At 62.9% G+C, this 26,593-nt stretch carries 23 protein-coding genes; 13 read left to right on the top strand and 10 right to left on the bottom strand.

Features of this window, described 5'->3' with window-relative positions; genetic code table 11:
* Positions 1-4: 4 nt before the first annotated feature.
* Entirely contained in the window at positions 5-553 is a 549-nt protein-coding gene (locus LDH74_RS01660; protein ID WP_226040902.1) for a hypothetical protein, read from the bottom strand.
* A gap of 123 nt (positions 554-676) precedes the next feature.
* Between LDH74_RS01660 and LDH74_RS01655 the strand changes: the two genes are divergently transcribed.
* Complete coding sequence (locus LDH74_RS01655; RefSeq protein WP_226040901.1) at positions 677-2,254, top strand: class I adenylate-forming enzyme family protein; 1,578 nt, start codon at positions 677-679, stop codon at positions 2,252-2,254.
* 61 nt (positions 2,255-2,315) lie between these two features.
* Here LDH74_RS01655 and LDH74_RS01650 read toward each other — a convergent pair whose 3' ends face one another.
* Positions 2,316-3,311, bottom strand: coding sequence for an MBL fold metallo-hydrolase (locus tag LDH74_RS01650; RefSeq protein ID WP_226040900.1), 996 nt, complete (start codon positions 3,309-3,311; stop codon positions 2,316-2,318).
* Positions 3,312-3,789: 478 nt separating this feature from the next.
* On the opposite strand from LDH74_RS01650, the gene LDH74_RS01645 reads away from it, so the two are divergent.
* Genes LDH74_RS01645 through LDH74_RS01635 form a run of 3 tightly spaced genes read left to right on the top strand, consistent with a single transcriptional unit; the run spans position 3,790 to position 5,784 of the window.
* A complete protein-coding gene (locus LDH74_RS01645; RefSeq protein ID WP_226040899.1) occupies positions 3,790-4,308 on the top strand; it encodes a transcription factor in 519 nt (172 codons plus the stop codon).
* Complete coding sequence (locus tag LDH74_RS01640; protein WP_226040898.1) at positions 4,308-5,006, top strand: DUF2110 family protein; 699 nt, start codon at positions 4,308-4,310, stop codon at positions 5,004-5,006. The genes LDH74_RS01645 and LDH74_RS01640 overlap by 1 nt, the downstream gene beginning before the upstream one ends.
* A 1-nt stretch (position 5,007) precedes the next feature.
* Positions 5,008-5,784: a DUF5803 family protein gene (locus LDH74_RS01635; RefSeq protein WP_226040897.1), complete on the top strand. Its 777-nt coding sequence runs from the start codon at positions 5,008-5,010 to the stop codon at positions 5,782-5,784.
* A 62-nt stretch (positions 5,785-5,846) separates the two neighbouring features.
* Here LDH74_RS01635 and LDH74_RS01630 read toward each other — a convergent pair whose 3' ends face one another.
* On the bottom strand, positions 5,847-6,305 hold the full coding sequence (locus LDH74_RS01630; protein ID WP_226040896.1) for a chemotaxis protein CheW: 459 nt from the start codon (positions 6,303-6,305) through the stop codon (positions 5,847-5,849).
* Positions 6,306-6,445: 140 nt separating this feature from the next.
* Between LDH74_RS01630 and LDH74_RS01625 the strand changes: the two genes are divergently transcribed.
* The 9 genes from LDH74_RS01625 (at position 6,446) to LDH74_RS01585 (ending at position 17,423) form a co-directional block, all read left to right on the top strand.
* Positions 6,446-7,240: a chemotaxis protein CheW gene (locus tag LDH74_RS01625; protein WP_226040895.1), complete on the top strand. Its 795-nt coding sequence runs from the start codon at positions 6,446-6,448 to the stop codon at positions 7,238-7,240.
* A gap of 138 nt (positions 7,241-7,378) precedes the next feature.
* Entirely contained in the window at positions 7,379-7,741 is a 363-nt protein-coding gene (cheY, locus tag LDH74_RS01620) for a chemotaxis protein CheY (protein ID WP_006181855.1), read from the top strand.
* Entirely contained in the window at positions 7,738-8,955 is a 1,218-nt protein-coding gene (gene cheB / locus LDH74_RS01615; protein WP_226040894.1) for a chemotaxis-specific protein-glutamate methyltransferase CheB, read from the top strand. The genes cheY and cheB overlap by 4 nt, the downstream gene beginning before the upstream one ends.
* Positions 8,948-12,709 carry a chemotaxis protein CheA gene (locus LDH74_RS01610; RefSeq protein ID WP_226040893.1) on the top strand — a complete coding sequence of 1,254 codons (3,762 nt, stop codon included), beginning with the start codon at positions 8,948-8,950 and terminating at the stop codon, positions 12,707-12,709. The genes cheB and LDH74_RS01610 overlap by 8 nt, the downstream gene beginning before the upstream one ends.
* Before the next feature lie 28 nt (positions 12,710-12,737).
* Positions 12,738-13,343, top strand: coding sequence for a chemotaxis protein CheC (locus LDH74_RS01605; RefSeq protein ID WP_226040892.1), 606 nt, complete (start codon positions 12,738-12,740; stop codon positions 13,341-13,343).
* Positions 13,340-14,608 carry a chemotaxis protein CheC gene (locus LDH74_RS01600; RefSeq protein WP_226040891.1) on the top strand — a complete coding sequence of 423 codons (1,269 nt, stop codon included), beginning with the start codon at positions 13,340-13,342 and terminating at the stop codon, positions 14,606-14,608. Before LDH74_RS01605 ends, LDH74_RS01600 begins: the two co-directional genes overlap by 4 nt.
* Positions 14,605-15,120, top strand: coding sequence for a chemotaxis protein CheD (locus tag LDH74_RS01595; RefSeq protein ID WP_226040890.1), 516 nt, complete (start codon positions 14,605-14,607; stop codon positions 15,118-15,120). Before LDH74_RS01600 ends, LDH74_RS01595 begins: the two co-directional genes overlap by 4 nt.
* On the top strand, positions 15,120-16,067 hold the full coding sequence (locus tag LDH74_RS01590; RefSeq protein ID WP_226042583.1) for a protein-glutamate O-methyltransferase CheR: 948 nt from the start codon (positions 15,120-15,122) through the stop codon (positions 16,065-16,067). Before LDH74_RS01595 ends, LDH74_RS01590 begins: the two co-directional genes overlap by 1 nt.
* Positions 16,068-16,196: 129 nt before the next feature.
* Positions 16,197-17,423, top strand: coding sequence for a hypothetical protein (locus tag LDH74_RS01585; RefSeq protein ID WP_226040889.1), 1,227 nt, complete (start codon positions 16,197-16,199; stop codon positions 17,421-17,423).
* Positions 17,424-17,436: 13 nt separating this feature from the next.
* On the opposite strand, the gene LDH74_RS01580 is transcribed toward LDH74_RS01585, so the two are convergent.
* The 7 genes from LDH74_RS01580 to LDH74_RS01550 are packed head-to-tail and all read right to left on the bottom strand — an operon-like array spanning position 17,437 to position 26,416.
* Positions 17,437-18,243, bottom strand: a complete 807-nt coding sequence (locus tag LDH74_RS01580; RefSeq protein WP_226040888.1) for a hypothetical protein — start codon at positions 18,241-18,243, stop codon at positions 17,437-17,439.
* On the bottom strand, positions 18,240-18,713 hold the full coding sequence (locus tag LDH74_RS01575) for a hypothetical protein (RefSeq protein WP_226040887.1): 474 nt from the start codon (positions 18,711-18,713) through the stop codon (positions 18,240-18,242). The genes LDH74_RS01580 and LDH74_RS01575 overlap by 4 nt, the downstream gene beginning before the upstream one ends.
* Complete coding sequence (locus LDH74_RS01570) at positions 18,710-19,171, bottom strand: hypothetical protein (RefSeq protein WP_226040886.1); 462 nt, start codon at positions 19,169-19,171, stop codon at positions 18,710-18,712. Before LDH74_RS01570 ends, LDH74_RS01575 begins: the two co-directional genes overlap by 4 nt.
* Positions 19,165-19,806, bottom strand: a complete 642-nt coding sequence (locus tag LDH74_RS01565; protein ID WP_226040885.1) for a hypothetical protein — start codon at positions 19,804-19,806, stop codon at positions 19,165-19,167. Before LDH74_RS01565 ends, LDH74_RS01570 begins: the two co-directional genes overlap by 7 nt.
* A 4-nt stretch (positions 19,807-19,810) precedes the next feature.
* The gene (locus tag LDH74_RS01560; protein WP_226040884.1) at positions 19,811-20,350 is read right to left on the bottom strand and encodes a hypothetical protein; all 540 of its coding nucleotides are present in this window, start codon (positions 20,348-20,350) and stop codon (positions 19,811-19,813) included.
* Position 20,351: 1 nt separating this feature from the next.
* Positions 20,352-22,421, bottom strand: a complete 2,070-nt coding sequence (locus tag LDH74_RS01555) for a type II secretion system F family protein (RefSeq protein WP_226040883.1) — start codon at positions 22,419-22,421, stop codon at positions 20,352-20,354.
* The gene (locus tag LDH74_RS01550; RefSeq protein WP_226040882.1) at positions 22,418-26,416 is read right to left on the bottom strand and encodes an ATPase, T2SS/T4P/T4SS family; all 3,999 of its coding nucleotides are present in this window, start codon (positions 26,414-26,416) and stop codon (positions 22,418-22,420) included. Before LDH74_RS01550 ends, LDH74_RS01555 begins: the two co-directional genes overlap by 4 nt.
* Positions 26,417-26,593: the final 177 nt, after the last annotated feature.

The following is a 26,593-nucleotide window of genomic DNA, read 5'->3' as shown; positions in this document are numbered from 1 at the left end:
CTGATCATCGAGAAACCGCCGGCCGAATCAACCGAATCGGCCGGAGCAGTCGCCGACCCACCATTCGAGCGACCCCACCAATCCCCATCTCGCTCTCGTCGATCGCGTAGCCGTTGCCGACCCGCTCGATCGATCCCGATTCGCCGTGGATCTCGAGGAGGCGTTCGAAGTCATCCTCTAGCAGCCCGGTTCGGTTACAGAGCTCCGTCTTCGTGAGCGGGCGGTCGGCCTCGCGGAGTTCCTCGAGGAGCCAGCCGCCGACCGCAACGAACACCCACCCGAGCCAGCTACTCGCGCTTCGGAGGTGGACGACGCCCGTGACAATACAGAGCACTCCGAAGGTGAATTCGGTGAACCCCGGCCGCGGATCGGTATCGGTCCCGTCGGACACCGCGTCGGCGATCACCGGACCGACGACCATCGCGGAGACGAGCGTGGCGATTTCGACCCGCTCGAGTCCGAACTGCGAGAGGACGACGACGAGGAGCACGACCGCGACGATGCCGCTCGCGTCGATCGAGTTCCGAAGCCGCCCGACGATCCGCTGGACCATTTGTCGGTTATTTCACTCGATCTACACTAAATGTACCGGTCACCCGTCTCGATCGAGTCGTGACAAGCTATCCCACTGCCGGCTGGCGGAAGCTTTTACATGTGGCCTTCGGTATCACGATCCATGGATCTGGACGCGGTCGACGAATCCGCACTGGAGGGCAACGTCGCAAAACTGTTCGACCAGACCGCCGCACAACACGGAGATGCACAGGCTATGGAACACCACGGCCGCCGCTGGACCCACGAGGAGGTCCGCGACTGGACCGCCGAACTCGCCGGCGGACTCCACGATATCGGTCTCGAGCCCGGCGACCGACTGCTGCTCTTCTTGCCGAACTGTCCGCAGTACCTCGTCGCCTCGCTCGGCGCGTTCAAAGCCGGCGTCGAGATTTCGCCGGTCAACCCGCAGTACAAGCGCCGCGAAGTGGCCTACCAGATGGAGGACACGGACGCGAGCGCAATCGTCACCCATCCGGCGCTGCGGGAGGTCGTCGATCAAGCGATCGAGGACGCCGGAATGGAACCCGAAATCATCACCATTCGGAGCGAGGACTGGCCGCGGGACGACGCGGACCACGCATTCGAGGAACTGCGCGGCGAGCCGACGCTGGTCGACCGCGCGGACGACGACGTCGCCCTGTTGCCCTACACCTCCGGGACGACCGGCGACCCGAAAGGCGTCCAGCTCACCCACGAGAACACCCGGGCTCAGCTCATGTGGCCCCTGACCGCCTCGAACGTCGACGTCGAGCCCGAGGACGTCCGCAGCCTCACGTGGCTCCCTCTCTACCACATTACCGGCTTCACCCACACGGCGCTCCAGCCGCTGGTCGGCGGCGGCCGCCTCTACTTCCGCAGCGCCCTCGAGTGGGACGCCCGGGAGTGCATGCAACTCATCGAGGACGAGGGGATCACCCACTTCGTCGGCGTGACGACGATGTACGCCGACATGGTCGAGTCCGAGGAGTTCGGCGAGTACGATCTCGGCAGTCTCGAGTCGGCCTCCGAAGGCGGCGCGAAGCTCTCTACGGCAGTGCAAGAACGATTCGAGGAGACCGCAGGCGTCGACATTTCGGAGGGATACGGCCTCACCGAGACCCACGGCGCGACCCACACCCAGAGCGGCTCGACGTTCGGCCTGAAACACGGCACGATCGGACAGCCGCTCCGAATGACCGACTGCAAGATCGTCGACGAGACCGGTGACGAGGTCGCGCCCGGCGAGAAAGGCGAACTCGTCGTCCGCGGCCCACAGGTGATGACGGGATATCTCAACTTGCCCGAGGCCACCGAGCGGGCCTTCACCGAGCACGGCTACTTCCGCACCGGCGATATCGCCCGCCGCGACGGGAACAACTACTACGAGATCGTCGACCGGAAGAAGCACATGATCAACACCGCCGGCTACAACGTCTATCCCAGCGAACTCGAGAACCTCCTCCTCGAGCACGAGGCCGTCACGGACGCGGCCGTCGTCGGGATCCCGGACGAACGACGCAACGAGGTGCCAAAGGCGTTCATCGTCCCCGCCTCGGGCGTCGAGCCCGGCAGCGACGTGACCGCCGAGGAGCTCACGGAGTTCTGTCTCGAGGAAGTGGCCAGCTACAAACACCCCCGCGAGATCGAGTTCATCGACGACCTCCCGCGGACGACGAGCGGGAAGATTCAGAAATACAAACTCGAGGACGGCGAGGAGTAACGCATCGTCGTGTGGAGCCTGCAGCGCTGGGCACTCGCTGTGCTAGGCGCTCGCTGTCCACTCACGTCGTCTCGTAGTACCGGACACCGTCTCTCGTCTCTGACGATACCTGATCCCGATTTTCGAGCGTGCCGAGCGCTCCGATCGTGTCGAGTACCGGAGCCATATGCCGAACGTTGCCGACGCGCTCTTTGGCGATCTCCAGCGCCGTGGCGGGTTCGATCGCCGCGGTCGCCGCTTGCGTCTCCTCGAGGAGCGCGTCGAGTCGATCGCGCGTCGTGCCGACAGTCCGATGGGGGTCCTCGAATGTCGGGCCGTGGCCGGGGAAGACGTGAGTGGCAGTCGTTTCGGTCAGCCGATCCATCGCCTCGTAGTAGGCGTCGACGGCCTCGTCGGCACCCCGATCGAGCCCGACCTGGAAGGCCCCGGCGCGGAACGGCTCGATCAGCGCGTCGCCCGAAAAGAGGACCGTCGTCCCCGCGATCGTCGTCTCGAAACACAGGTGATCGACCGCGTGGCCCGGCGTGTCGAACGATTCGAACGTCCGATCACCGACGGTGAACGTCGAATCGGGTTCGATGGCACGGGCGGTTTCCGGGTCGACCATCTGCCTATCTCGACGGAACGACTCCACTTCCTCGTCGACGATCTCCGCGAGAGCATCACCGCGATAGCCCGCCGCGATCGACGCGTCCCGGAAGTCGGCGCGGGTCGCCTCAAGACCGCGATCGAGTCTGGACAGCGCGGTTTGGGGGACGTGAACCGTCGCGTCGGCCGCTCTGAGAACCGGTAGCTGTCCGATGTGGTCGCTGTGAACGTGGGTCACGAGTACGTGATCGATATCGGACGGCTCGTAGCCGGCGGCCTCGAGTCCCTCGCGTAGTTCCGATTCGCCCGCGTCGTCCGGCGCGCCCGCGTCGATCAGAATCGGTTCCGGTCCCTCGAGGAGGTAGGCGGCGACGTGGTTCGGTGGCCAGGGAACGTCGAACTCGAGGCGATGGATCAGCGAGAGAGCGTCGTCGGCTCGAATGGAACTGCAAGAAGCATCGGTAGTCATTATCTCGAGAAGTGCGATCCAGCTTCATAAACGTCGCGCCCGAACGCGCTGACGGTCCGCGCCCGACGCAGTGCTGTTTCGGAAATCGATCGAGCGGTGAGCGATGGCTCTCGAGAGACCGGCGGCCCACCGGACACGGCTACCGGAGGTGTTTTGTAGCGAGAACAGCGAGAGGATACTAGACGGCACGGTCAGACAGTTACCTTTCAGCGCACGTGGTTTCCACGTGCGTTCACCTGATCTGACCTACCCCGTCTCTCAATCACCCACGAGCGGCTGCTATTCCGCTCTCCGAACCGGAGAGAACTACTATCGGATACGCATAGCACTGCCCACCGTCTGCCGGTTTGTCGGTTCGAAGTGGAGCGTTGTGCCGTGGAGTCAACTCCATCTCAGTCACATCGACATCGGAACGCCTGCCACCGCGGGCGGGGGCACTTGACAAGCTTTAATGGCTTCATGCCGTTACATGGAGGTAATGGCTTTTGAGGACCTGCTCGAGGATCCGGTAATCCAGAAATATTTGCACGAGCTGGTCGGTCCCAAGGGGATGCCCGTCGCGGCGGCACCGCCGGACGGCGAAGTGACCGACGAGGAGCTCGCGGAAGAACTGGATCTCGAGTTGAACGACGTGCGGCGCGCGCTGTTCATTTTGTACGAGAACGATCTCGCCACGTATCGGCGACTGCGCGACGAGGACTCGGGGTGGCTGACCTACCTCTGGACGTTCGAGTACGACAACATTCCGGAGAACCTCGAGGAGGAGATGTACCGACTCCACGAGGCGCTCGACGACCGCCGAGAGTACGAGCGCAACCACGAGTTCTACCTCTGCGAGATCTGTTCCATCCGGTTCGAGTTCGGCGAAGCGATGGACTTCGGCTTCGAGTGTCCGGAGTGTGGCTCGCCGCTGGAATCGATGGATAACGACCGCCTGGTCGACTCGATGGACGACCGCCTCGCGTCGCTCGAGGACGAACTCAACCTGGACGCCTAATGGTCGTACTCGCAACCAAACTGTACGTCGAAGGCGACGCCCGCGAGCGCTCGCTGGATTCGCTGCGATCGCAGGTCACCAACGAAATCGGCGAACTCGACGTCGAATTCGAGATCGGAATTCGCCACGACGATTTCCCCTCCGTGACGATCGAGGGTGACGACGCCACCGTCGCGCGCAACGTCCTCCGCGAGGCGTTCGGCGAGATCGTCCCCGACCTCGAGGCCGGCGAAACGTACGTCGGAACCCTCGAATCCTGGGACGACGACGGGTTCGTCCTCGATGCTGGACAGGGCGACGGCGTCCGAATCCCGACCGACGAACTCGGGCTCGGCCCGGGGTCGGCGACGCAGATCCGCGAGCGGTACGGGCTCGTTCAGCATCTGCCGTTGCAGTTCGTGTACGGCGGCGATGCGGATGGCGACGATGACACCGCTCCGTCCCGGCTCGCCGACGCCGAACAGGATCGGCTCTACGAGTGGACCCGCGGCGACGGCAGGCTCAACGTCAACAGCGCGACGCGAGCCGAGGTTCGGGCCACGCTCAACCGCGCTGGCCACGCGCAGGACTACGTCACCGTCGAACGACTCGGGCTGCTCGAGCAGAGCGTCATCTGTACCGAAAATACCGACCCGCCGGGTCTCCTCGCGAGCGTCGGCGAGTACCTCCCGGCCGAACTCCGCTGTGTCGTTCCCTAGCATGAACCGACGGCTCGTTTTCGCGACGATCGCGGTCGTGTTGCTGACGACGGGAGCCGGCTGCTCGGGATTCTTCGGCGGAATATCGGACGAGGAGCTCGACCGCGAGCAGGAGTACGGCGACCTGCGTGACACCGAAACCGACGCCGACGTTACCATCGCGCTCGAGGACGGAAACCTGCTCGGGGGCGGCGAGTTCCGGGCCGTCTACGACCTCAGCGGGACCGACGAACTGGAGCTGTACCAGTCGACCCTCTTTAGCGACGAACCGCTGAATATCCACAGCGTTCGCTACTGGTATCCCAACGGCACCGAACTCACGGGCTCGGAACTCGAGATCGAACAGGGCGGATCGATGACTACCGTCCAGGTTCCCGACGGGAACGGCACGCTCGCGTTCTCCGGCGAGGCCGGGCGCAAGACGTTCCAGCAGCCGGCCTACGTCGGGGGCTCCTACGAGGTGCTGGTCCCCGAGGGTCATCGGACGTCGAATTTCCTGTTCGGCGACGTTTCGCCCAACGGGTACGAGCGCACGGTCGCCGACGATCGGGAGCAACTCTACTGGGAGGAGGTCGACGAGGACAGCACGATCTCGCTTCGATACTACCTCGCGCGTGACATCCCGCTGTTCCTCGGTCTCATCGGAGCGGTCGTCCTCATCGGCGGCATCGGGATCGGCTACTACTACCGACAGGTCAAGCGACTCCGGGAGGAACGAGAGGAATTCGGCGTCGACGTCGACGACGATTCTGACGGCGGGCCGCCGGGGCTCCTGTAGTCAGTTCGACATCGCGTTTCCGGCAGATTCAGTGTTTGCTTCGATCCGGTCGGAACGGCCGCTCAGCCGTGTATGGTTCGTTCGTCGAGCCAGATGACGTTCGAGCCGTCGATCTCGAGTCGACCTTTGACGTGGGTCGTGTTCGCGTGTGGCGGCTCGAGTGCAGTTGTTCGGACGGTTCTGGTCGCATCGACGTGGTCGACGAGCCAGCTGTAGTAGCGCCCCGTCTCGTCGGTGGCGTCGAAGACGAGCAGTTTCGGCTCGTCGACCCGGGTCGCCGTTCGAAACGTCGATCCGAACACCCGGGGGAGGTCGACCACTCTGACCCGTTCGCCGGCGACGGTGATCGTCCCCGCGTTCCACGGATCGGCCGCGTCGGCGAGTGACTCGTCGTCAGCGACGCCCAGCACGGAGGCCACGGACTCGGCCCTGACGCAGTATCGCCGCTCCTCGAGATCGAACGTCAGGACGGTCACGCGTTCGTCGTCGGTGCCGGTTTCGTCGTTCGAAGCCGATGCCATTTCGTCTGAAGACTTCCCGTTCGGAAAATAAGCCTTCCGGTGCGCTACGTGAGTGGATGCGTCCGGATACCTATCAGAATAGTAGACATACGTGATTGAGTCAACGTTTTAGTGATGGGCTCTGATACACGAACAAGACCATGGCCCCGGACCTCTCCGAGAAGTTCCTCGGAATCGATATCGACGACGCCGATCGCACCCGCGATTCGGACGGCGGGGACGACGAGCAAGAAGAACTCCGCCAGTTCGTCTTCGTCGGCGTCGGTGAACACCGACTCGCGCTGCCGGTCGACGCGGTCAGAACGATCACCGAACCACCGGCGGAACTGACCCGCGTCCCACGCGCACCGCCCGCGATCGAGGGGTTGATGGACCTCAGGGGGGAGATCACGGCCGTCATCGATCCGCGGGTTCACTTCCCGGTTTCCGACTCCCGCTCGGGCCGCGAACGACTGCTCGTGCTCGATCGCTCGAGCGACCGACAGTCGGCAGCGATCCGCGTCGACGAGGTGATCGGCGTCGAGACCGTCCCCGAAAGCGACGTGATCGACGCGGACACCGTCGATGCCAGTGAGCTGTCGGGCGACGCCCTCGACCATCCCCTGGTCCTCGCACTCGTTACGCAAGAACGGAACCCGGAACCGGAGCCGCGCGTCGGACGCGTAACCGCGGATGAATCGGCCGAGGACGGTGTCGAGACACCCGGGGCCGGAACGACAGTCGGCGCTGGCGGTTCCGCGGCGCTGTCGTCGGCGCGTCGCACGAGCGGCGGCGTCGGCGAGCCGATCGGAGAGACGTTCGAGATCGAATCGGACGAGGATACCGGCGACGACATCGATGAGAACGAGCTGGACGATTCGACGCAGGAGATCATCGTCGAAGCGACCGCCCTCGTCGATATCGACCGGCTGCTGTTGGCGTCGGGAAACCGGTAAAACTGCTGCGAACCGGCGATTTTCGATCTTCTGCTCTGAGTGGGGTCTCCGGGGCAGATTCGACACTTATCATGACTGATAATCGAGAGACAGCATTTATGGTAGTTGTATCTCTACGGACGTTTGGTGTACTACTGAATGTCGACAGGGGTGCTCATCGTGGACGACTCTCATTTTATGCGGAACCTACTGCGGCAGATCTTGGAACAAGATTACCGCATTCTCGGAGAAGCGTCCAACGGAGCAGAAGCCGTCAAACTGTACAAAGAACACGACCCCGACATCGTCATGATGGATATCGTGATGCCGAAATGCAACGGCATCAAGGCGACCGCGGCGATCAAGAAAATCGATCCGGACGCCCGCGTCATCATGTGTACGAGCGTTGGACAGCGTGAGAAAATGAAACTCGCCGTAAAAGCTGGTGCGGACGGCTACGTGACAAAACCGTTCGAAGAGCCCAGCGTTAGAAAGGCCCTCTCAGACGTCGTCGCGGCATGACGCGAGTACTCGTTGTCGACGACTCGAGGTTCATGCGGACAGTCATCGGCAACGCGCTCGGCGAGGCCGGCTACGAGGTCGAAACGGCGGCGAACGGCGCAGACGGTGTCGAACTCGCCTCGACCTTCGATCCGGACGTCGTCACGATGGACGTCGAAATGCCCGAGATGGGCGGCATCGACGCCGTCGAGCGGATCATGGCGACGAATCCGACCATGATCCTCATGCTCAGCGTTCACACTGAACGCGGCACGGAGGCCACGCTCGACGCCCTCGAGCGCGGTGCCGTCGATTTCCTTCACAAGCCCGACGGCTCCGACTCGCGCAATATCGCCCACCTCACGGACGAGGTCGTCGCGAAAGTCGATGACTTCGCCGAGGCGAACGTCTCGTCGGTCGCGCTCGCTCGCGCCACCGCGGCAGCTCACTCGACCCGATCGAGACGCGCCAGCGGGCCGGGACACAACACCGTGACCGGAAACGCGGTCGCGGGCGGCGGATCCGACGCACAGTTTCGTCACGACAGCGGGACGACCGGTCCCGACGCCACTCCTGGTATCGAGACTGGGGCCGCGACCGACGAAGCGGCCGAACCGATCGCCGTCGACGGCGAACGAGCGGAGGCACCGACTATCGTCCTCGGCGCGTCGACCGGCGGCCCGAAGATCGTCGAACGGCTGTTCGAACGGCTGCCGGCCGCCCTCGAGGCGAAGGTGCTGGTCGTCCAGCACATGCCGCCCGAGTTTACGACCCGGTTCGCCGAACGACTCGACGCTCGGAGCGCGTACGACGTCACCGAAGCCGCGGATCGCGATCGGCTCGCGGCCGGCGAGGCCGCGGTCGCACCGGGAAACGCCCACCTCGAGGTTGCGAGCAACGTCGGCGGCCGCCTCCGCCTGCAACTCGATGACGGCGAACGGGTCCACGGTGTGCGGCCGGCGATCGACGTGACGATGGAAAGCGCAGCCGAGCGGATCTCCGACGCGCTCTGTGGCGTCGTTCTGACCGGGATGGGCCGCGACGGCGCGGCCGGGATCAAGGCAGTCAAGGCCGCGGGCGGTCGGACGATCGCCCAGGACGAGGCGACGAGCCCCGTCTTTGGCATCCCTTGTCGGGCGATCGAAACGGGCTGTGTCGACGCGGTCGTACCCGCTCACGGCATCGCCGACGCGATCGTCGACGCGTTCACGACGGACGGTGAGACCGATGACTGATTATCTGACAGACTTCGTTCAGGAGAGCGAAGAACGAATTACGGAACTGAACAACGCCTTGCTCACCCTCGAGCGGGATCCCGACGACGAGGAGGCGATGGAGAACATCTTCCGAATCGCCCACACCCTCAAAGGGAACTGCGGGGCGATGGGGCTGGATTCGGCCAGCGACCTCGCCCACGCGATCGAGGATCTGCTCGACGCCGTTCGTGGGGACGAGATCGACGTGACGCCGGAGCTGATGGACGTCGTCTTCGACGGCGTCGACGAGCTCGAGACGATGGTCGACGAAGTCGCCGCGACCGGCGAGATCGAGACGGATCCGTCAGCGACGATCGAGGCGCTTCGAACGCACCTCGAGGACGCCGAGAACGAGGCGGCAGCCGGACTCGTCGCGCCCGCGGCGGACGAGATCGACGACGTGTGCTCGCGGTTCGAGCCGCCGGCCGACGACGGTCACGACGTCTATCTCGCACGGCTCGCGATCGCCGAGCGGGAGGGCGTCAACAACGGCGAACTGGTCGTCGACGCGTTGATCGATGCGTTCGATCTGATCGGGACCGATCCGCCGCGCGAGACGATCGAGGCCGCGGCGTACGGCGACCGCTTCGACGCCGTCTTCGCCACCGCGGTCGGCGAGAGCGCGATCTCCTCCGGTCTCGAGCCGGTCGAAGAGGTCGCGGACTTCGAACTCGTCAACGTCTCCGATCGGTTCGAGACGGCCGACGAGACGGCGCCGACGGCGGACCGGCTCGCGGACGCAGCCGAACGGGCCGACGATATTTCGCCCGAGGAAGCCCAAGACCTCGAGGTCGATGACCTCCTCGACGAGTTCACCGAGTTCGACGACTTGGACGAGATGGTCGAGGATGTCGGGGACGACGAACTCGAGGTCTTCGAGAACATGGGCGAGGCCGGCTCGTTTGACGACCTGTTGGACGAGGACGATCTCGACGACGAGCCGGGAGAACCGCCCGAAACGCCCCTCGACGAGGCTGACGACGCGGCGACTCCCGACTCGGGGTCGGCGACCGACGACGGTCCCGGTGCGACCGAGACGGACTCGGCGTCCGAAGACGACGTCGACGACGCCAGCGCAGTCTTCGACGAACTCAAAGACGAAGTCGAAATGGTCGGCTTCGACGAGTTGCAGGACGAACTCGCGGAACTCGAGTTCGACGAGTTCGACGACGAGGACGAGGTCGATATGGACGAGCTTCTCGGCGAGGACGTCGACGACGACGCGTTCCTCGACGGCGAGGAGCCGTCCGAGAGCGCGGTCGACGACATACTGGTCGATGCGGAGTCGAACGAGGACCTCGCTGCTGACGCGGCCGATGACGAGGGCGAGACCGATGCACCCGATGTCGACACGACGGCGGCCGACGGCGTGGACGATGACTCGGTGGCGGACGATAGCGGCCTCGAGCCGGCGACCGAGCCGGACGAGGAAGCGATCGTCGACGACGATGACGTAGTCGCTGCCGAAACGGATGATGACGTGACTGCTGCCGAAACGGACGATGACGTAGTCGCTGCCGAAACGGACGATGACGTAGTCGCTGCCGAAACGGACGATGACGTGGTCGCTGCCGATGACGTGGCTGGCGGACCGGACGACGAAATCGAGACCGGGCCCGCACCTGATCCGGTCGACGAGCCCGAACCGACGGACTCGAAACCCGACGTTTCCAGCGACGACCCGGTCGATACAACCACGGCCGAGGACGACACAACGGCCGATGAGGCTCCCGTGGAGGACGTCGCCGCGGCTGACTCGACTCCCGACGACGCCGTCACGGACGAGCAAATCGTCGACGAACCAGTTGCGGACGACACGGTCAGCGACGATACCGATGAAACCGACGCCGACGAAGTCGACGGCGATGCAGTCGACGACGGTACTGGCGCGGCCGACACCGCTGACGCCGAACCGATCGGCGACGCTGACGAGTCCCCGGCAGCCACCGATGCAACCGAAACCGAATCGACCGACGACGCTACCGTCGAAAGCGACGATCTCGCCCTCGAGACTGACGATACCGGGTTCGAAACAGGCGACGGTGCCGAGAGCGACGATGGCCTCGAGTCCGCAGCAGACGTTGGCGAGGAAGACACCGCTACCGACGATGACGCTGTAACCGGCGGTTCCTTCGGTGCTGACGTCGAAGCGGAGTTCGAGCCGACGGCGGCCTTCGGTGACGACCTCGAAGAGACGACGGACGACTCGGACCCGTTCGATGACGAGGATGAGGGCACGTTCGACGACGATTCGTTCGACGACGACGCGGCCGAGTCGGATGAGTCCGACGCGGACGACGACTTCGAAAGCGAGTTCGAGGACGATCTGTCCGAGGATCTCGACGACGAGGCGTTCGCCGGAACCGACGAGTTCGACACCGGCGGGGTCGACTTCGACTCGTCCGCCGCGTCTGGGGAGAACGACGACTCGAGCGGTCCGCCGGCGGCATCGTTCGGCGACGATACGACCGATTCGGACGCCGACGCGGACGATGAATCGGCCGTCCGGATCATCGACGAGCCCGAATTCGAGCGTCCGGAGATCGACGTCCCCGAGTCGAGCGATCGACCCGATGCCGACGCCGAAACCGACGAAATCCAATCGGTCAGGGTCGACGTCGAACAGATCGACTCGCTGCTCACGCTCGTCGAGGGACTGGTGACGAGCCGCGTCCGACTCCGGCACGCGGCCGAGGCCGACGACGACGGCGACGCCGCCCTCGAGACGGAACTCGACGCGCTGTCGGACCTGACGACCGATCTGCAGGAGACGGTGATGGACATCCGTCTGGTGCCCCTCGAGACGGTGACGAACCGCCTGCCGCGGGTCGTTCGCGATATCGCCCGCGATCAGGACAAGGAAGTCGAATTCGAGATGACCGGCGAGGACGTCGAACTCGACCGGAGTATCCTCGATCGGATCGGCGATCCGCTGATCCACCTGGTCCGCAACGCCGTCGACCACGGAATCGAGCCGCCGAAAGATCGAGAGGAAGCCGGGAAACCTCGCGAGGGCGCCGTCGAGGTGCACGCCGATCGCGCGCGCGATCGCGTGACGATCACGGTCGAAGACGACGGTGCCGGACTCGATCCCGACCGGCTTCGATCGGAAGCCGTCGCGGCCGACGTCCTCGACGAGGAGGAGGCGGCGGCGATGTCCGACGACGAGACCTACGACCTCATCTTCCATCCCGGCCTCTCGACGGTCGACGAGGTGACCGACGTCAGCGGTCGCGGCGTCGGAATGGACGTCGTCAAGCGGACGGTCGAAGATCTGGACGGCACGGTCGCCATCGACAGCGAGGAGGGCGAGGGGACGACCGTCACGATGCGGCTCCCCGTGACGGTCGCCATCGACGAGATCCTGTTCGTCGAAAGCGGCGGCGAAGAGTTCGGCGTCCCGACCAAAGCCGTCCAGGACATCGAGTCCGCCGGGGCGATCGAGACGGTGGACGGCGAATCCGTCCTCCCCGGCGACGGGAGCGACTATCCCGTCGTCTCGCTGGCCGACGCTCTCGAGACGCCAACCCCCGGCGCGAACGGCGACGGGATGGTCATCCGGATCCGCGGCGAGGTCCGCGACGTTGCGTTGCACTGCGATCACGTTCGCGGCCAGCAGGAGGTCGTCGTCAAGCCCTTCGAGGGCTTCATGAGCGGCATGCCGGGAATAAGCGGTGCGACGGTTCGGGGGCGGGGGGAGGTAGTCAACATCCTTGACGTGACGACACTATGAACGAACACCCAACCCTACGGAGGAATCCATGACGATGATGGTCGATATTCGAAAGTTGAGCTTCATAAACGAGATGGCGAAGGTCGGGACGAACGGCGTCGCCGACAACATGAGTAAACTGACCGGCGAAGACGCCCAGATGGAGGTGACCAAGACGAACTTCATCGACGTCGACGACATCGGGTCCCAGCTCGACGGCGGGAAGCGGGTCGGCGTGCGCGTCCGGCTGCTGGACCCCCCACACGGACACATCCTCATTCTCTTCCCAGAGGCGAGCGCGAAGAAGATCACGGCGATCATGCTTCGCGACGTCGTCGATGACATGGGAGATGTCTCCGGAAAGATGGCTCGCAGCGCCGTCGAGGAGATGGGGAACATGATGGCCAGCGGCTTCATCGACGGCTGGGCCGACGTGCTCGGGCGCGCGATCGATATCGCCGCCCCCCAGCTCGTCTACGCGCCGACCGGTGACATCGTCACCCGGACGGCCGGGCTCGGTGGCGACGACCTCGCGCTGTTCTTCGATTCGGACCTGTCGGTCCCCAGCTACCAGATCGAAGCCGAGATCTACGCATTCCCCGATCTCGAAGAGTTCGTGGAAATGGTCAACGGCATCGAAGTCCAACCCGCATGAAACTCGACGTCAACGCGCTCGGCACGTTTTACCGAATGGCTCGAGAGGGGGCCGGCCTCGCGGCGGGTCGACTGACGCACATGCTCGGCGTCGAGACGCAGTTGGGCGTGACGAAACTCAACTTCATGCGGGGCCAGGAGATCCGGCGCGATTTCGAGGACTCGACCGAGAAGGTCGGCGTCCGGGTCAAGCTGACCGGCGCGATCGAAGGCTACTCGGTCGTCGTCTTCGAGCGCGAGAACGCGTTCCGTATCGTCGAAACGCTGCTCGCGGAAGCGGATCCCGACGCGGACGTCAACACCGATGTCGGCGAGATTACCGAGTTCGACGAGATGACCGAAAGCGCCGCGACCGAGGTCGGCCACATCATCAACAGCGGTTTCATCGACGGCTGGGCCGACGTGCTCGAGGCGGTTATCGACGTCTCGACGCCGGAGTTCGTCGAGGGCCAATCCGCCGAGCCGTTCTTCGGTGACATCGACGAGGCCCCGGCTGACGACGACCTCGCCTTGCTCTTCCAGAGTCGAATCGAGACCGTCGGCACCGAGGTCGGATTCAGTCACTACCTCTTCCCGAAACGCGAGTCGATGGCGACGCTCCTCGAGCGACTGCGAACCAGCGAGGGCATCGAGTACGACAAACTCGACGGCTTCGATCGGATGGCCGAGCGGGGTGCCGAGGAGGTCGCCAAGACGGCGACCACGCTGACGGGGATCGACACCAGCGTCGAGATCCGTCGGCTCAACTTCGTCTCGCTCGAGGCGATTCCGGAACAGGTAGCGAACGAGAAACTCGTCGGCGTCGCATTCGAGTTCGACGGGATGCCAAGCGGCTATCTCCTCTTCCTGTTCGACGAGCAGTCGGCCCACGAGATCGTCGATGCGATGGTGCCGATGGAAATCGAGGAAGACGGCTTCGGCGAGATGGGGACCAGCGCAATCAAAGAACTGGGCAACATCATGGCCAGCGGTTTTCTCGACGGCTGGGCGAACGTCCTGGATACGACGATCGATCACTCGCCGCCGGAGTTCATCCACGACATCGGAGCGGCGGCCGTCGACCCGGTGATCATCCAGCTCGGCGAGAATCAGGACTTCGCGTTCGTCTTCGACACCGTCGTCATGGCCGACGGCCGAGAATTCGACTGCGAAGTGTACGCGATCCCCGACGAATCGGACCTCGAGCGGGCGCTGAACAATCTCGACGTCGATCGGATCGAGGACGCCCCGACGACGGCGGAGTTTCAGGAAGTCGATAACGCATGAAAACGTACGGCACCGAACCGGGCGCACCGACACCGGTCCAGGTCGGCATCTCGGAACTGGTCGTCAGTGACGGCGACGACACGCTCAAATCCTACGGGCTGGGTTCGTGCCTGGCCATCGCGCTGTACGATCCCGGCTCGGAAATCGGCGGGATGGCACACGTCATGTTGCCCGACGGCGACACCGCCGATAACAGCGACCGCAAACCCGGGAAGTACGCCGATACGGCGATCCGCGCACTGCTGCGCCGGATGGTCGAGCAGGGTGCCAACTACACCACTGTTGAGGCGAAAATCGCCGGCGGCAGCGATATGTTCGAATTCGAGAGTTTCGGGGAGGGTGTCGGGCAGCGAAACATCGCCGCCGCGAAGAGCGAACTCGAGAAGCTCGGCGTCCCGCTCGAGGCGGAAGACGTCGGCGGCGAATACGGCCGTACCGTCGAGTTTACGCCGGGAACGGGAGTGCTCACCGTCAAGACCTCGGACGGCGACAACGGAGTGACAGAGCTGTGATCGGCGACGGCGGTGGGGAGACGGATACGGATACGACCGCCAACGGCGCTGCCGGCACCGGTTCCGACGCTGACGATGGGGAAGCAGTCGACGGTGACGATGCGTTTACCACCCTTCTCGAATTCGTCGAGGACGAGCTGGCGTTCGCGACGAGCCACTACAACGACAGCTATCTCGACCGACGCGTTTCCTCGCGGATGCGCCGCACCCAGAACGATAGCTACGCGACGTACTTCGAAACGCTTCGCTCCGATCCGGACGAACAGGACGCGCTCCTCGAGGCGCTGAGTATCAACGTCACGGGGTTCTTTCGCAACCCCGACGTCTGGGCCGGCATTCGGACGATCCTCCGGCGGCTCTCCGAGACCGAGAACACGGTCCGGGTCTGGAGCGCCGCGTGTGCCGACGGACGGGAGCCGTACTCGGTGTCGATGCTCGCCCACGACGACCCCGAAATCGACGAGTCGGCCGTCTCCGTCCTCGGGACCGACATCAGTTCCCCGGCGCTCGAGACGGCACGAAACGGCGTCTACGAGGAATCGCGGACCATCGATCTGGACGAGCAACTTTCCTTTCTCGACGACTATCACCGCTACGTCGACGTCGACGGTCGGACCTACCGGATCGGCGACGCCGTGAAACGATCGGTCCGCTTCCAGCGCCACGATCTGATCAACGACGAGCCGAAGTCGGGATTCGACCTCGTCATCTGTCGCAACCTGTTCATCTACATCGACAACGCGTACAAGGAGCCGATGCTCGAGACGATCGCGCGGTCGCTACGACGGGACGGCTACCTCGTCATCGGCAAGGCCGAAACGATCCCGCCGACACTCAAGTCGGCGTTCGACGTCCGCGAGGCGCGCCTGCGGATTTACCAGCGAGAGGGCGACGGTTCGGACGCTAGCCGACCTGACCGGCGTCCGAACTCGAGTTCCGAATCCTAATTCGTCGGTTACCGACGTCCGTAACAGGAGGTTGCGATTTCAGGTTCCGACCGCGATCGAGACGATGCGGGTTCGCGTGTTGGAAAATACCCAATCGTTACATGATGGTCCGCCGAATACGTCCGACGAATGCCTTCGCTCGACCTCGATGCGTTCGTCGCCCGCACCGCGGCGCTGGTTGATTCCTCGCCGCCCACTACCCTGCGGGAGACTCGAACGTGGCTCGTCGAGCCCTTCCTCGAGACGCTCGGCTGGGCCGTCCGCGCCGAGTCGTGCGTGACCGATCGGGTCGTCGACGACGTCCGTCTCGAGTACGTGCCGACCATTGACTCGGTGCCGGGCCTGTTCCTCGCCGCCGAATCCGCGACTGACTCGCTCGAGGAGTCGCGAGCGAACGCCCTCCGCCGGGCGATGGCGTGGACGAGCGTCGACCGCGCGATCTACACGAACGGCCGCCAGTACCTCCTGTTGGCCGGAACGACGGACGTCGAATACCACGCGCTCGAGCGCGCCGCACTCCCCGCGAACGAATCTGTGGTCGCCGACTATTCGCGGGCGGCGGTCGGACAGCGACTCGGGCGACACACTCGGGGCCACGTCGCCAGACGGCTCGCGGTCGAACGGCCGAGGCTCGTCGAGTCGATCGCCGAGGGACTCGCGGACGACACCGCGCAGGGTGAGCTCTACGCCGACGAATTTGAAGCCGCGGCCGACAGGTTCCTCGATCAGCTCGTCGTCGCGTTCACCGAGGACGGAAGAGCGTCACCGGACGACGCCACGGACGTCTCGATCCGGTTCAGCGAGTCGACGATCAGCGAGGACGAGTCGCCGAGTGAGCGGGCCATCGACACGGACTCGAGCGCGGATACCGATCTCGAGAGCGAGACGGATAGTCCGGATACGACCGGCAGCACCGACCGGCCGGGAGCCCCCGCTCGAGACGGGGACTCGACCCGGACGACGGCCGATACGGAGACGGACGACGACAAAAACCGGGAACGAGAGGGCGACGAGGACGGCGAATACGTCGTGCGATTCTTCAACGATCGGGGTTCGATCGGTGCGATCGGACACTCGACGTCTGCAGGGGCACTCGTGGAAGCCGCCGACTACCTCCTCGAGCGCGGACTCGCCGGCGTTGACGTTCCCTGGTCTCCGGATGAGGGCGATCGGACACTTCTTAACGCTGATCCGACCTGTGCCGACGGCTCACCCATGGAGGCCCCGGAACGGCTCTCGAACGGCCTCGTTCTCGAAACGGCCGGCGACGTCGACGAGCGCGCCGCCCGTGTCGAGGTGCTGGCCGCTCGAGCGGGACTGCGAGCGATGCTCACCGGGGACTGGGAGACGGAATGACGAGAGTCAGCAATCAGTACGTGAGATCGACGTCGACGATGGTGACGACGACTCGTCCGGAACTACTGGGGCCCCCGAAGTCACAGGTGCCGGTGTCCCCTCCTGACCGCTCCCATCCTTCGCTCTCGAGCATCGAATTCCAGGCGTCCTCGTACGCGGAGTCGACTACCGTTATGGAAACGTTGTCCTCACCGGGGTAGACTCTGCTACTCCGGTCTTCGACGGACATCGTGAGTCCGAGTCCGCCGCTGCTCTGTATCGATCGATCGTCCGCCGAAATCGTTACGAGCGAGAGAAGTGCGACGTCGTCGCCACACCGAAGCTGTGGACGTTTGAGGACGGTGCTCCACGATTCCGATTCGTCGCCTCGAACGAGACCGCTGCCTTCGTACGCGATACGATTTCCGTCCGTTGTATACGCAAATTCGCCGAGATCAGCGGTCGTTCCGTCTCCGTAGCCGACGAACTCACCACTGTCGGTCCCAATTGGATCCCTGCCACTGATCGAGATGTTTAGCTTCGTCCCGGAATCACCGGTCGAGACCGTTCCTTCCCGAAGTGAGAGTTCACCGTAGCGCTGTTCGATCCCGTCGTACCGGACGACATCGTTAAAGTTCACCGCGAGCGCGTCCATCGCCCGTTCGGCATTTTGCAGTTGTTCGCCCTCCTGATAGTCCTCCATCGCCTGAAAACCGGTCGCCGACAGCAGCGCGACGGAACTCAGGATGATCGCGAAGACGAGGATGAACGCGAGTACATCGGATACCGCCCGGTCGTGACCCCGCCGCCGAGTCAGCATTCTGGGATGTGTCCGTCTCATTGGTTCCCGTCCTCGATGTGTATCTCGCCGTTTTCGTAGACGATTGCAATCGTTCCACCGGCCGTCGAACTCTCGTCGATAGTCGCAGCGGTTTTGATCGGTACGTGGACGGTCGCATCGACGTCCTGTGCCGTCAGCTTCACGCAGTCGGTCCCCTCGAGCAAGGGTGCGTTACAGTCCTCAAGTAACTCGACGGTGTACCGCGAGTTTGCGACCGTTCGTGGATGATCGGTCCTGACAGTCACATCGTCTGTTTGACTTCCGATCTGGTCAACGTTACCGATCTCGTCGGCCAGTCGCTCGCCGATCGTCTCGAGCGAAGAGTCTGCGCTGCGGTCCTTCTCGGTTTCCAGCATGGTCCCGGCGCTGGTCAGCAACATGGCGATGAGGATCGTCGTGATGCCGATCGTCAGGACGTGAGTAAGCGAAATAGAGACTGCCCGATCTCGCCCAGTCTGCCGTTCAATCATGGTCCTCCAGTGGGGCAATCCCCCGGTTCAATGGTCTTCTTCTGTCTATAGCTGTGGGTATTTGAATCGTACGTAATAATCACGGTAACGTTCTGTACGATAGGTGAGACGACAAGCGCGTCGTCAGTACCGACATTTACGGCCGTCGGTGTCGAATGAATGGTCGTATTCCGATATGATTTGCTGAATTTTGAAATGTTTTCCTCGACGTTGTTCCGTAACGTCGAATTGAGGGGGCCCGATTCCTCTTCGACATGTGCGATCAAACAGCTAACGCTCTGCTCAACCTCGAGTTCGATGACGTCAGCGTCACTCGCGCTCTGGCTCGTCCCGCCCGAGGACAAGGTCTCCGTGTAGAGAACGCCGTTGAAGACGACGACGATACCCAGAATGATGAACGCGAGGGCGATGGCACCGATGAGGATTACCTGTGCGCGCTCGCGACGTTCGCTCACCATAGTATCACCCGAATTTCGACGACGTTGTACAGCGGTGTGTCATCCTTGTGTTCGCGCGGAATAACCGCATATCCATCGCTCTCGGCCTCTTCGAGAGTGTCGTCGTTGCCGCTCTCGGACGTTACCGATTGATTGTCGTACAGCGTAACCGTATAACTCGCCGTCTGAGCGCTCGCCGGTGGACTCCCCTGATACACGAGCGTTCGCTCGCCGCCGCTCTCCGGATGGAGTTCCACGTTATAGCTCCACCCCTTTTCAGCGAAGCGTTCCTTCAGGATCTGTCCGAGTTCGGATTCGTTCGCGAATCGGTCCACGGAGTAGGTCTGGTTCTCTTCGTCCTCGCCGGGTGCTTCCGGTTGGTTCGCACCTTCGAACCCACCGTCGCTTTCGTTCCACCGCCGAATCGTTTCCGAGAGATTCCCGTCCTGGTTCGAGACGACCAGGGCGTCTTGTACCTCCTGTTGAATCTGCGCCTGGACCGACCGGTCGGCTAAGCCGCCCGTCGTCGGCATGATCACGACCGACTGCAGTGCGAACAGGACGGCCATCAGAACGACCATCGCACCGATGAAGCCCTCGAGGGTGTAGGCCTGTCCGCGGTCGGTTTCTGAATCGATGATATCTATTCCGGGCATCGTTTCACCAGACCCTCACCACGAGTCTACATGCGGGATTACAGTCCGAGGGATCGCCATCGATCGTAACGATCCGCGCCGAACTGGCTGCTGATTGATTCTCGTAGGTGTCTCCAGCGGTCCACTCACCCGGGTCCCCGATCGAAGTTTTGCTCTTGAGCTTCTCGATGCGTACGTTTACCCGATCGATTCGGTTTCCGTTACTCGATCGAAGACCAAGCGTCTCGGTCAGGTTTCCGTTCGCGTACGTGGTATTGAATTTCGTCCCGTTGATCTCGTTTGCCGTCTCGGTCGAAACGTTGTGAACGACCAGATCCGCGATCCGATCGGCCTGTGCCGTTTCGGCCCCACCGACCGACGAGTCGAAGGGCGTGATGACCGACGGCAGAAACGAGAAGACGAAGGCGATCGCTAGCAGGAAGACGCCGATCCCGACGGCGAAGTCTTGCGTGGTCTGGCCTCGCTCATCGAACGAGACCGAAATCGTTCCTGGTCGCCCCGTTTGCAGCCGGTGACCGCGTTTGTTCGTTCGTTTCCCGATCATCTTAGGCCACCAACATCCAGCCGATGAGTGCGATCGACGACAGGCCGATCGCGTACTTCAATCCGCTCAACAGGTCTGCGTCTCGGATGTATCCGCAGATGAATCCGGAGATGATCGCCTGCAGCGTTACCGCGTGGAAGAACAACACCGACAGCATGTCGACGTCGATATTCTCGCTGAGGTTGGCCCCTTCCATTCCGCTCCCCCCGCCAGCGCTAGAGCTGGCTTCGGCACCGCCACCGCCGGCGTTGAGTCCCGCCATCGTGTCGATGAACTGCGTCTTGAGAATCGCGATCACCGCCAGCACCGTCATGAACGTCATGATGATGATCACGATCTGCATGCGAGTCCGCGATTTCCGTTCCCGTTCGATGTCGTCGTGGTTCTCGCTCGCAGTCGCGGCCGTCCGGAGCACGTCCGAGATCTGGTTCGACGCTTCCTGGGCCTCGGTGATCAGTCGAGTCGTCCGGGCGAGTCGCGGAATGTGGTACTTGTTGTTGAACTCGATGAGCGCCTCCTTCAGGCTCGTTCCGTAGTTGACCTTCGTATGCATCATCTCGAACTCGCGAGCGAGTTTCCCGTTCGTGGTATCGGAGACGGACTTGAGCGACTCGAGCAGGGTCAACCCGGTATCGTTCGAACTCGAGAGCTTACGCAGGTCCTCCGAGAGCTTGTTGACGACGGAGTTGCGGTGTCGAACGTTCCACTCCCGGAAGATCGACAGCGGGATCGCCGTGATGTAGAGGGGCAAATAGACGTAGATGAACGTTCCCCAGATCGGCCTGTCGAGTATCCCCTGCCAGGAGGTGGGAGCCGACCCGGTTACCATGGCTGTCACGACGATGACCAACACCAGTGGCACGGTCAACGCGAGCGTAACTAGAGGATTATCTCGGAAGAAGAGGTGGGGCTTCCGCAGCACCTCGAGCGTTTCATAGGTCCCCTCGCGGTTCTTGACCCGGTCGAAGACGCTGTGCTCGCCGGTAAACTGCTCGATGAGTCCGAGGCTCAGTAGTCCGCCTTTCTGCCCGGTTTCGGTCCGTTGGCTGGTGTTTCCCATCGAAAGGTAGCCATCGCCGGGCTCGTCGTGCTTGACTGTCGATACGAGAACGAGAAAGCCGACGCCGATCATCGGAATCAGCCCGTAGACGACCATATAGAGCATTTGGTCCGTCACGTTCGCGTTCGGTATCATCTTCATGACGACCATGATGATGATCAACAGGAGCGGGAACAGCGACAGCGTCATGTACATCTCGCCGAAGAGCTCGAGCGTCTCGAGGGTGAGCTCCTGTTCCTGCTTCGCGGTGCGCATGTGCTTTTCCTTCTTGTCCTCGAGGAAGCTCTCTATGTCGCCGCCGCTGTTGACGATCGAGAGCATGTCGGTCAGAAACTGCGAGAGATCGTCGCTCGGGGTCTGGAGTGCCTGTTTCCGGATCGCCGTCCGGTAGTCGATATCGAAGTACTCGGTCTCCTTGACGATGCTCTGGAACTCCCGCGCGACCTCGCCGTAGGTGTCGTCGGCCTGGGCCATCGCCTCGATGATCTCGAGTTGGTTCAGGCCGCCGACCGACAGGGCGTACATAAACGAGACCGAGTCGGTCATCAGCATGTTGATCTCGCGCTTGCGGGCCGAGGCGCGAGAGTAGGGAATCGCGACCATCGATCCGAACCCGACCGCGAAGCCGATCGAGCCGAATATCAGCCCGGTAAAGAAGACGACGGCGGGTACCCGAAGCAGTTCGATGATACTGAGGAGGAGTCCGTGACCGACTGGGATACCGATAAGCGCCTCGTTCGAGAGGAGACCGATCGCGAAGATGCCGTAGCCGAGCATCAGGCCGACCAGCCAGAGACTCAGGCCGCTGATGAACCCGATTCCGATCGCTCGTGAGAGGTAGAGCTCGACCGTATCGCTCATCCGGGCCTGCGCGAGTTTCGTCTCGATGTCGGCGACGAACTCGCTGTCTTCGCCGAACAGGCGATCGTACATCGGGTAGAACCGGTCACCCAGCGCGTCGGAGCTGGCCGACATCCCCGAGCCGCCACTGTCGTCAGTTTGCAGACTCATGCGTCGTCCTCGTCCGTTCCGTCTTCAGTGCCGTCCGCGTCGGTTCCGTCTTCGTCGGTTCCGTCTTCAGTGCCGTCCGCGTTAGTTTCGTCGTCGAAAATCCCAGTGTTGCCGTCCGTCGGTTCGTCACCGGAATCTGTCTCGTCGTCTCTGAAGATCGACCCGTCGTCACCCGCCTCGCTCTCATCGAACAGCGAGCCGTCGTCATCGTCAGCTCCGTCCTCGTCGTCGCCGAAGATGGAGCCAGATCCGCCGCCGAATATCGAGTCACCCTCGTCGCCACCGATTGCGGCGTCGGTATCCGTCTCGGAGGAGGTATCAGATTCGACGTCGGTGCCATCGTCAGCATCGGTAGCGACAGTGCCATCGGAATCGGTGTCAGCAGCACCATCGGAATCGGTGTCGGCACCGGTATCGGTAGCGTCGTCGATCGCTGCCGGCTCGCCGGTTGCCGCCTCCGTGCCGTCGTTCGCGTCGTCAGCCCCGTCGTCCCGCGGATTCGAGGTGTCGTCATCGATATCAATCGTCGGCGGTTCGGTGTTCGACTCGTCCCTATCGGAGGCTGACTCGCTGTCGACGTCGATCGTCGGGGTCTCCGGTCCGTCCGCGTCGCTCGAGGCCGACGATCGGCCGGTATCAGTATCCGTTGGGGCCGCCGAGGTGGTATCCGGCTCGTCGTCGGACGAATCCGGATCGAAGATCGAAGCGAGGTCGTCCTCCGGGAACATCGAGTCGAAGCCGGAGGTATCCGGTTGGGCGGTCGTCGACTCCTCGCTGCGCTCCCTTCGGCCGGCGTCGGGATTATCGAGTTCGTCGATCGTCTCGCCCATATCGTCGAACAGTCCGCCCAGATCGCCGTCCTCGGCGTCGTCGGTCGGGAGTACGGTCGACTCGGGTTGGGTCGAGTCCGCTCCCTCACCGTCTGCTCCCGTGGGTGGACTCGAGTCAGTCGACCGATCCGCTGTTGTCTTCGCCTCCCCACCGGCTACAGCTTCGGAATCGGCTGTCCCCGTTCCCGCTGTCAATTCGGTACCCGGCGCAGTCGTGGGCTGTGAACCGCCGCTCGAGGAGTCGGTGTCCGACGTTTCATCGACAGTGGGTGCCGGCTCGATCGCGGTCGAACGACCGCCGGCGTCGGACGCACCGTCCGACGTACTCACATCGGTTGTGGAAGCGGCGTCGGTCGCACTTGCAGTAGCTTCGTCGCTGTCACTATCACCGCCGATGGCGAACCCCGTCTCTTCGCTGAGCCACGCCGGTTCGTCACCGCCGTCATCGTCCTCGTCGGCGAACGTCGACGAGCCGGCACCGAGTTCCCACTCGTCCTCGTCGACCGTTTCGTCGACCTCACCGGCGAAGTCGAACTCCTCGCTGTCGGCGCGGCCGACATCGATCGTACTCTCCGCCTCGACGTCGCCGAGGGCGCTCGCGAGGCCGCTCGGGACCTTCCCCCGGTACTCCTCGAACAGGGATTCTTCGGCCCGCTCGAGGAGGTCCATCGAGAGATTGTACGTCTCGCTGCTCGCATCCGGGCGCGGGACGAGTTCCTCCTTTTCGGGATCGACGTCGATCAGGACGCTCTCCATCTCGCGGAGGTCCTCCAGACTGTCCTCGAGTTGCCCGTTCGCGATGAGGGTGAGGATCGTCTCCGGGTCGTTGATGAACGCCTGTACCGTCGCGGCAACCTCCGCGTACGTGTTCAGCCCCTTCTTGATGAGATAGGCGAGGATGACTTCCCGCTTGAACAGCTCCTCTTGGAGTTTCTCGTTGCTCCAGCCGCGGTCGAACTGGATCTCCTCTAACGTGTTCGAGTCCCCCATCTTGAGGTACTCGTCGGTTTCGGCCTGCCACTGGTAGACGTCCTGGACGTTGATCTCGTCGTGTTCGGCCTCGTAGTGGTTGATCTCGGTCAGGGACTTGTTCCGGCGGACCTTCCGGCCCTGAACTCTGGTCTGCGTCTGGATCGAGACCAGATCCAGCGCCGTGAACATCGTCTTCGAGACGTTGATCGGGTCCGTCGTGAACCGCTTGAGAACCTCATCGACGGAGTCGGCGTGGAAGGTGGTGTAGGTGGTGTGACCGGTCGACATCACCTGGAACAGCGTCCGACCCTCCTCGCCACGGATCTCGCCCATGACGATGTAGTCGGGCCGCTGGCGCAGCGCGGCCTCGAGCAGGTCGAACTCGTCGACATCACCCTGCTCGTCGTCGGCGAACGAGGGGCGGGTGACGCTGGCGATCCAGTTGCGCTGGGGGAGTTCGACCTCACGGGTATCTTCGATAGAGACGATCTTCGCGCTCGAGGGAATAAACAGGGAGACGGCGTTCAACGAGGTCGTCTTCCCCGATGCAGTACCTCCGGCGAAGATCAGGCTCTTGTGGTTTTCGATGGCGAGCCAGAGGAACGCCATCTCGTCGAGCGAGAAGGTGTTCCAGTTGATGAGATCGATCGGGGTGAAGGGGACGTCCTTGAACTGGCGGATGGTGTAATTCGTCCCGTGAGCTGACACCTCCTTTCCGAGCGTGAGCTGTGCACGCGAGCCGTCTGGCAGCGTCGCGTCGACCTGTGGAAGCCGCTTGCTGATCCCCTTCCCCGAGCGCTGAGCGAGTTTGACGACGAAGTCGTCGAGTTCGTCCTCGCCGTGGTAAATATTCGAGATGATCTGTTCGTACTCGGAGTGGTAGACGAAGACCGGCGAGTTGTAGCCGTCGACGGAGATGTCCTCGACGTTGATGTCGTGTTTGATGCCGTCGATGCGCTCGTACCCGATGAAGTCCCGCTTGAGCTGGTAGAGCAGTTTCTCGACCTGGTACTCGCTTAACGTGTCCGGATCGTCCGCGAGGATCGCCGGCTCGGGTCTGACCTCGATTCCCCCGAGTTGACTCGGCCCGTTGTCGACTTCCTCCTCGTCTTCGTCGTCGAGGAGCCCCCGGAGCGTCTCGAGGATTCCCTCCGAGGTGTCACCGGAGGTCGCCTCGAAGAGATCGTATCGCTTGAGAAGCCGCCGCGTTTCGTCCTCGATAACCATCCGTCGGCCGTCTTCGGTCGCTTTCTCTTTGATACCGTCTTCGGAGTACTTGATCGCCGTCCTGAGTTTGCCCGAGAGGAACTCCTGGAGTTCGTTCTCGATCTCGTTCTGGTACGGCTCGATCATGTAGTACTTCTTCTCGTTTTCCTTCTCCGAGTGGAAGATGATGACGTAGGCGTAGGGTTTGTTCACCCAGTAGCGCTCGATCTCGCGGAAGTGAGTCTTCTTCTCGAAGGGCACCGCTTTCTCGAGATCGTAGCGATTGGAGACGGTGGTATTGCCCGCAACCGTCGAGAAAAACTCGTCTTCCTCGATATCCTCTTGGATGTTGACGGTCCGTTCCTCGACGATATCGTCCAGTTCCAGCGCGGCGTCGTTGCCGGCCGCGAGGTGTCCCTTTATCGTGTCAGGATCGAAGCCGAGAGCGTCCTCCTCGTCGTGGCGGACGATCTCCCCGTCACCGTCTCGCGGGCGACTCCCGTCGTCCTCGTAGTAATACTCCCACTTGAAGTGTTCCCAGGTCCAGGTATCCTTGACGACCGGCGTCGTTTCGGGATCGGCGTACTCACAGAAGCGTTCCCAGAGCGTGTCCGCATTGTCACCCGCGATCGGTAACACGTGGTTCGCGAGGTCGTCCGGGTGGTGTCCGAGATATGCTTCCGGATCGAACTCGACTTGATTCCAGTCGTCCCCGCTCGGGGCCGTCGTCCCAACGTCCTCGGCGGTGTCGAGCCCGAGCTGATCGTCCGCGTCAGCTTGCTTGGGATCGTCCGGATACAGGACTGATGCCTCGTCGCCGTACCCGTATTCGTTCATGAACTCTTCCCACGTGTACGTTCCAACGCGGATGGCCGAGTTCGATCTCGGCTCCGACTCGTGGGCCCGTTCGTCCTCCGACGCAGGGTCGGACGCCTCCCCCTCAGAAAAGTCCCCGGCATCCGATTGGTCGGCCTCGTCAATAGCCATTGCATCCCTCCATACAGTCACCCCTCAAAAAATTCATCCGCTCATTACCAGTTCTGATAATCCGGTGTCCGGTGGTTTTCGGTTGAAACTAACGTTTTATTGTCAGTTCGTCGTGAGAGAGAGACGCTGCGACGGTACGCTTCAGGCAATAGAGGACCGATATGGGCCGATCGCGGA

The sequence above is a fragment of the Natrinema sp. DC36 genome (assembly GCF_020405225.1).
GTDB lineage: Archaea > Halobacteriota > Halobacteria > Halobacteriales > Natrialbaceae > Natrinema.
This window is presented reverse-complemented; position numbering and strand designations above follow the sequence as displayed.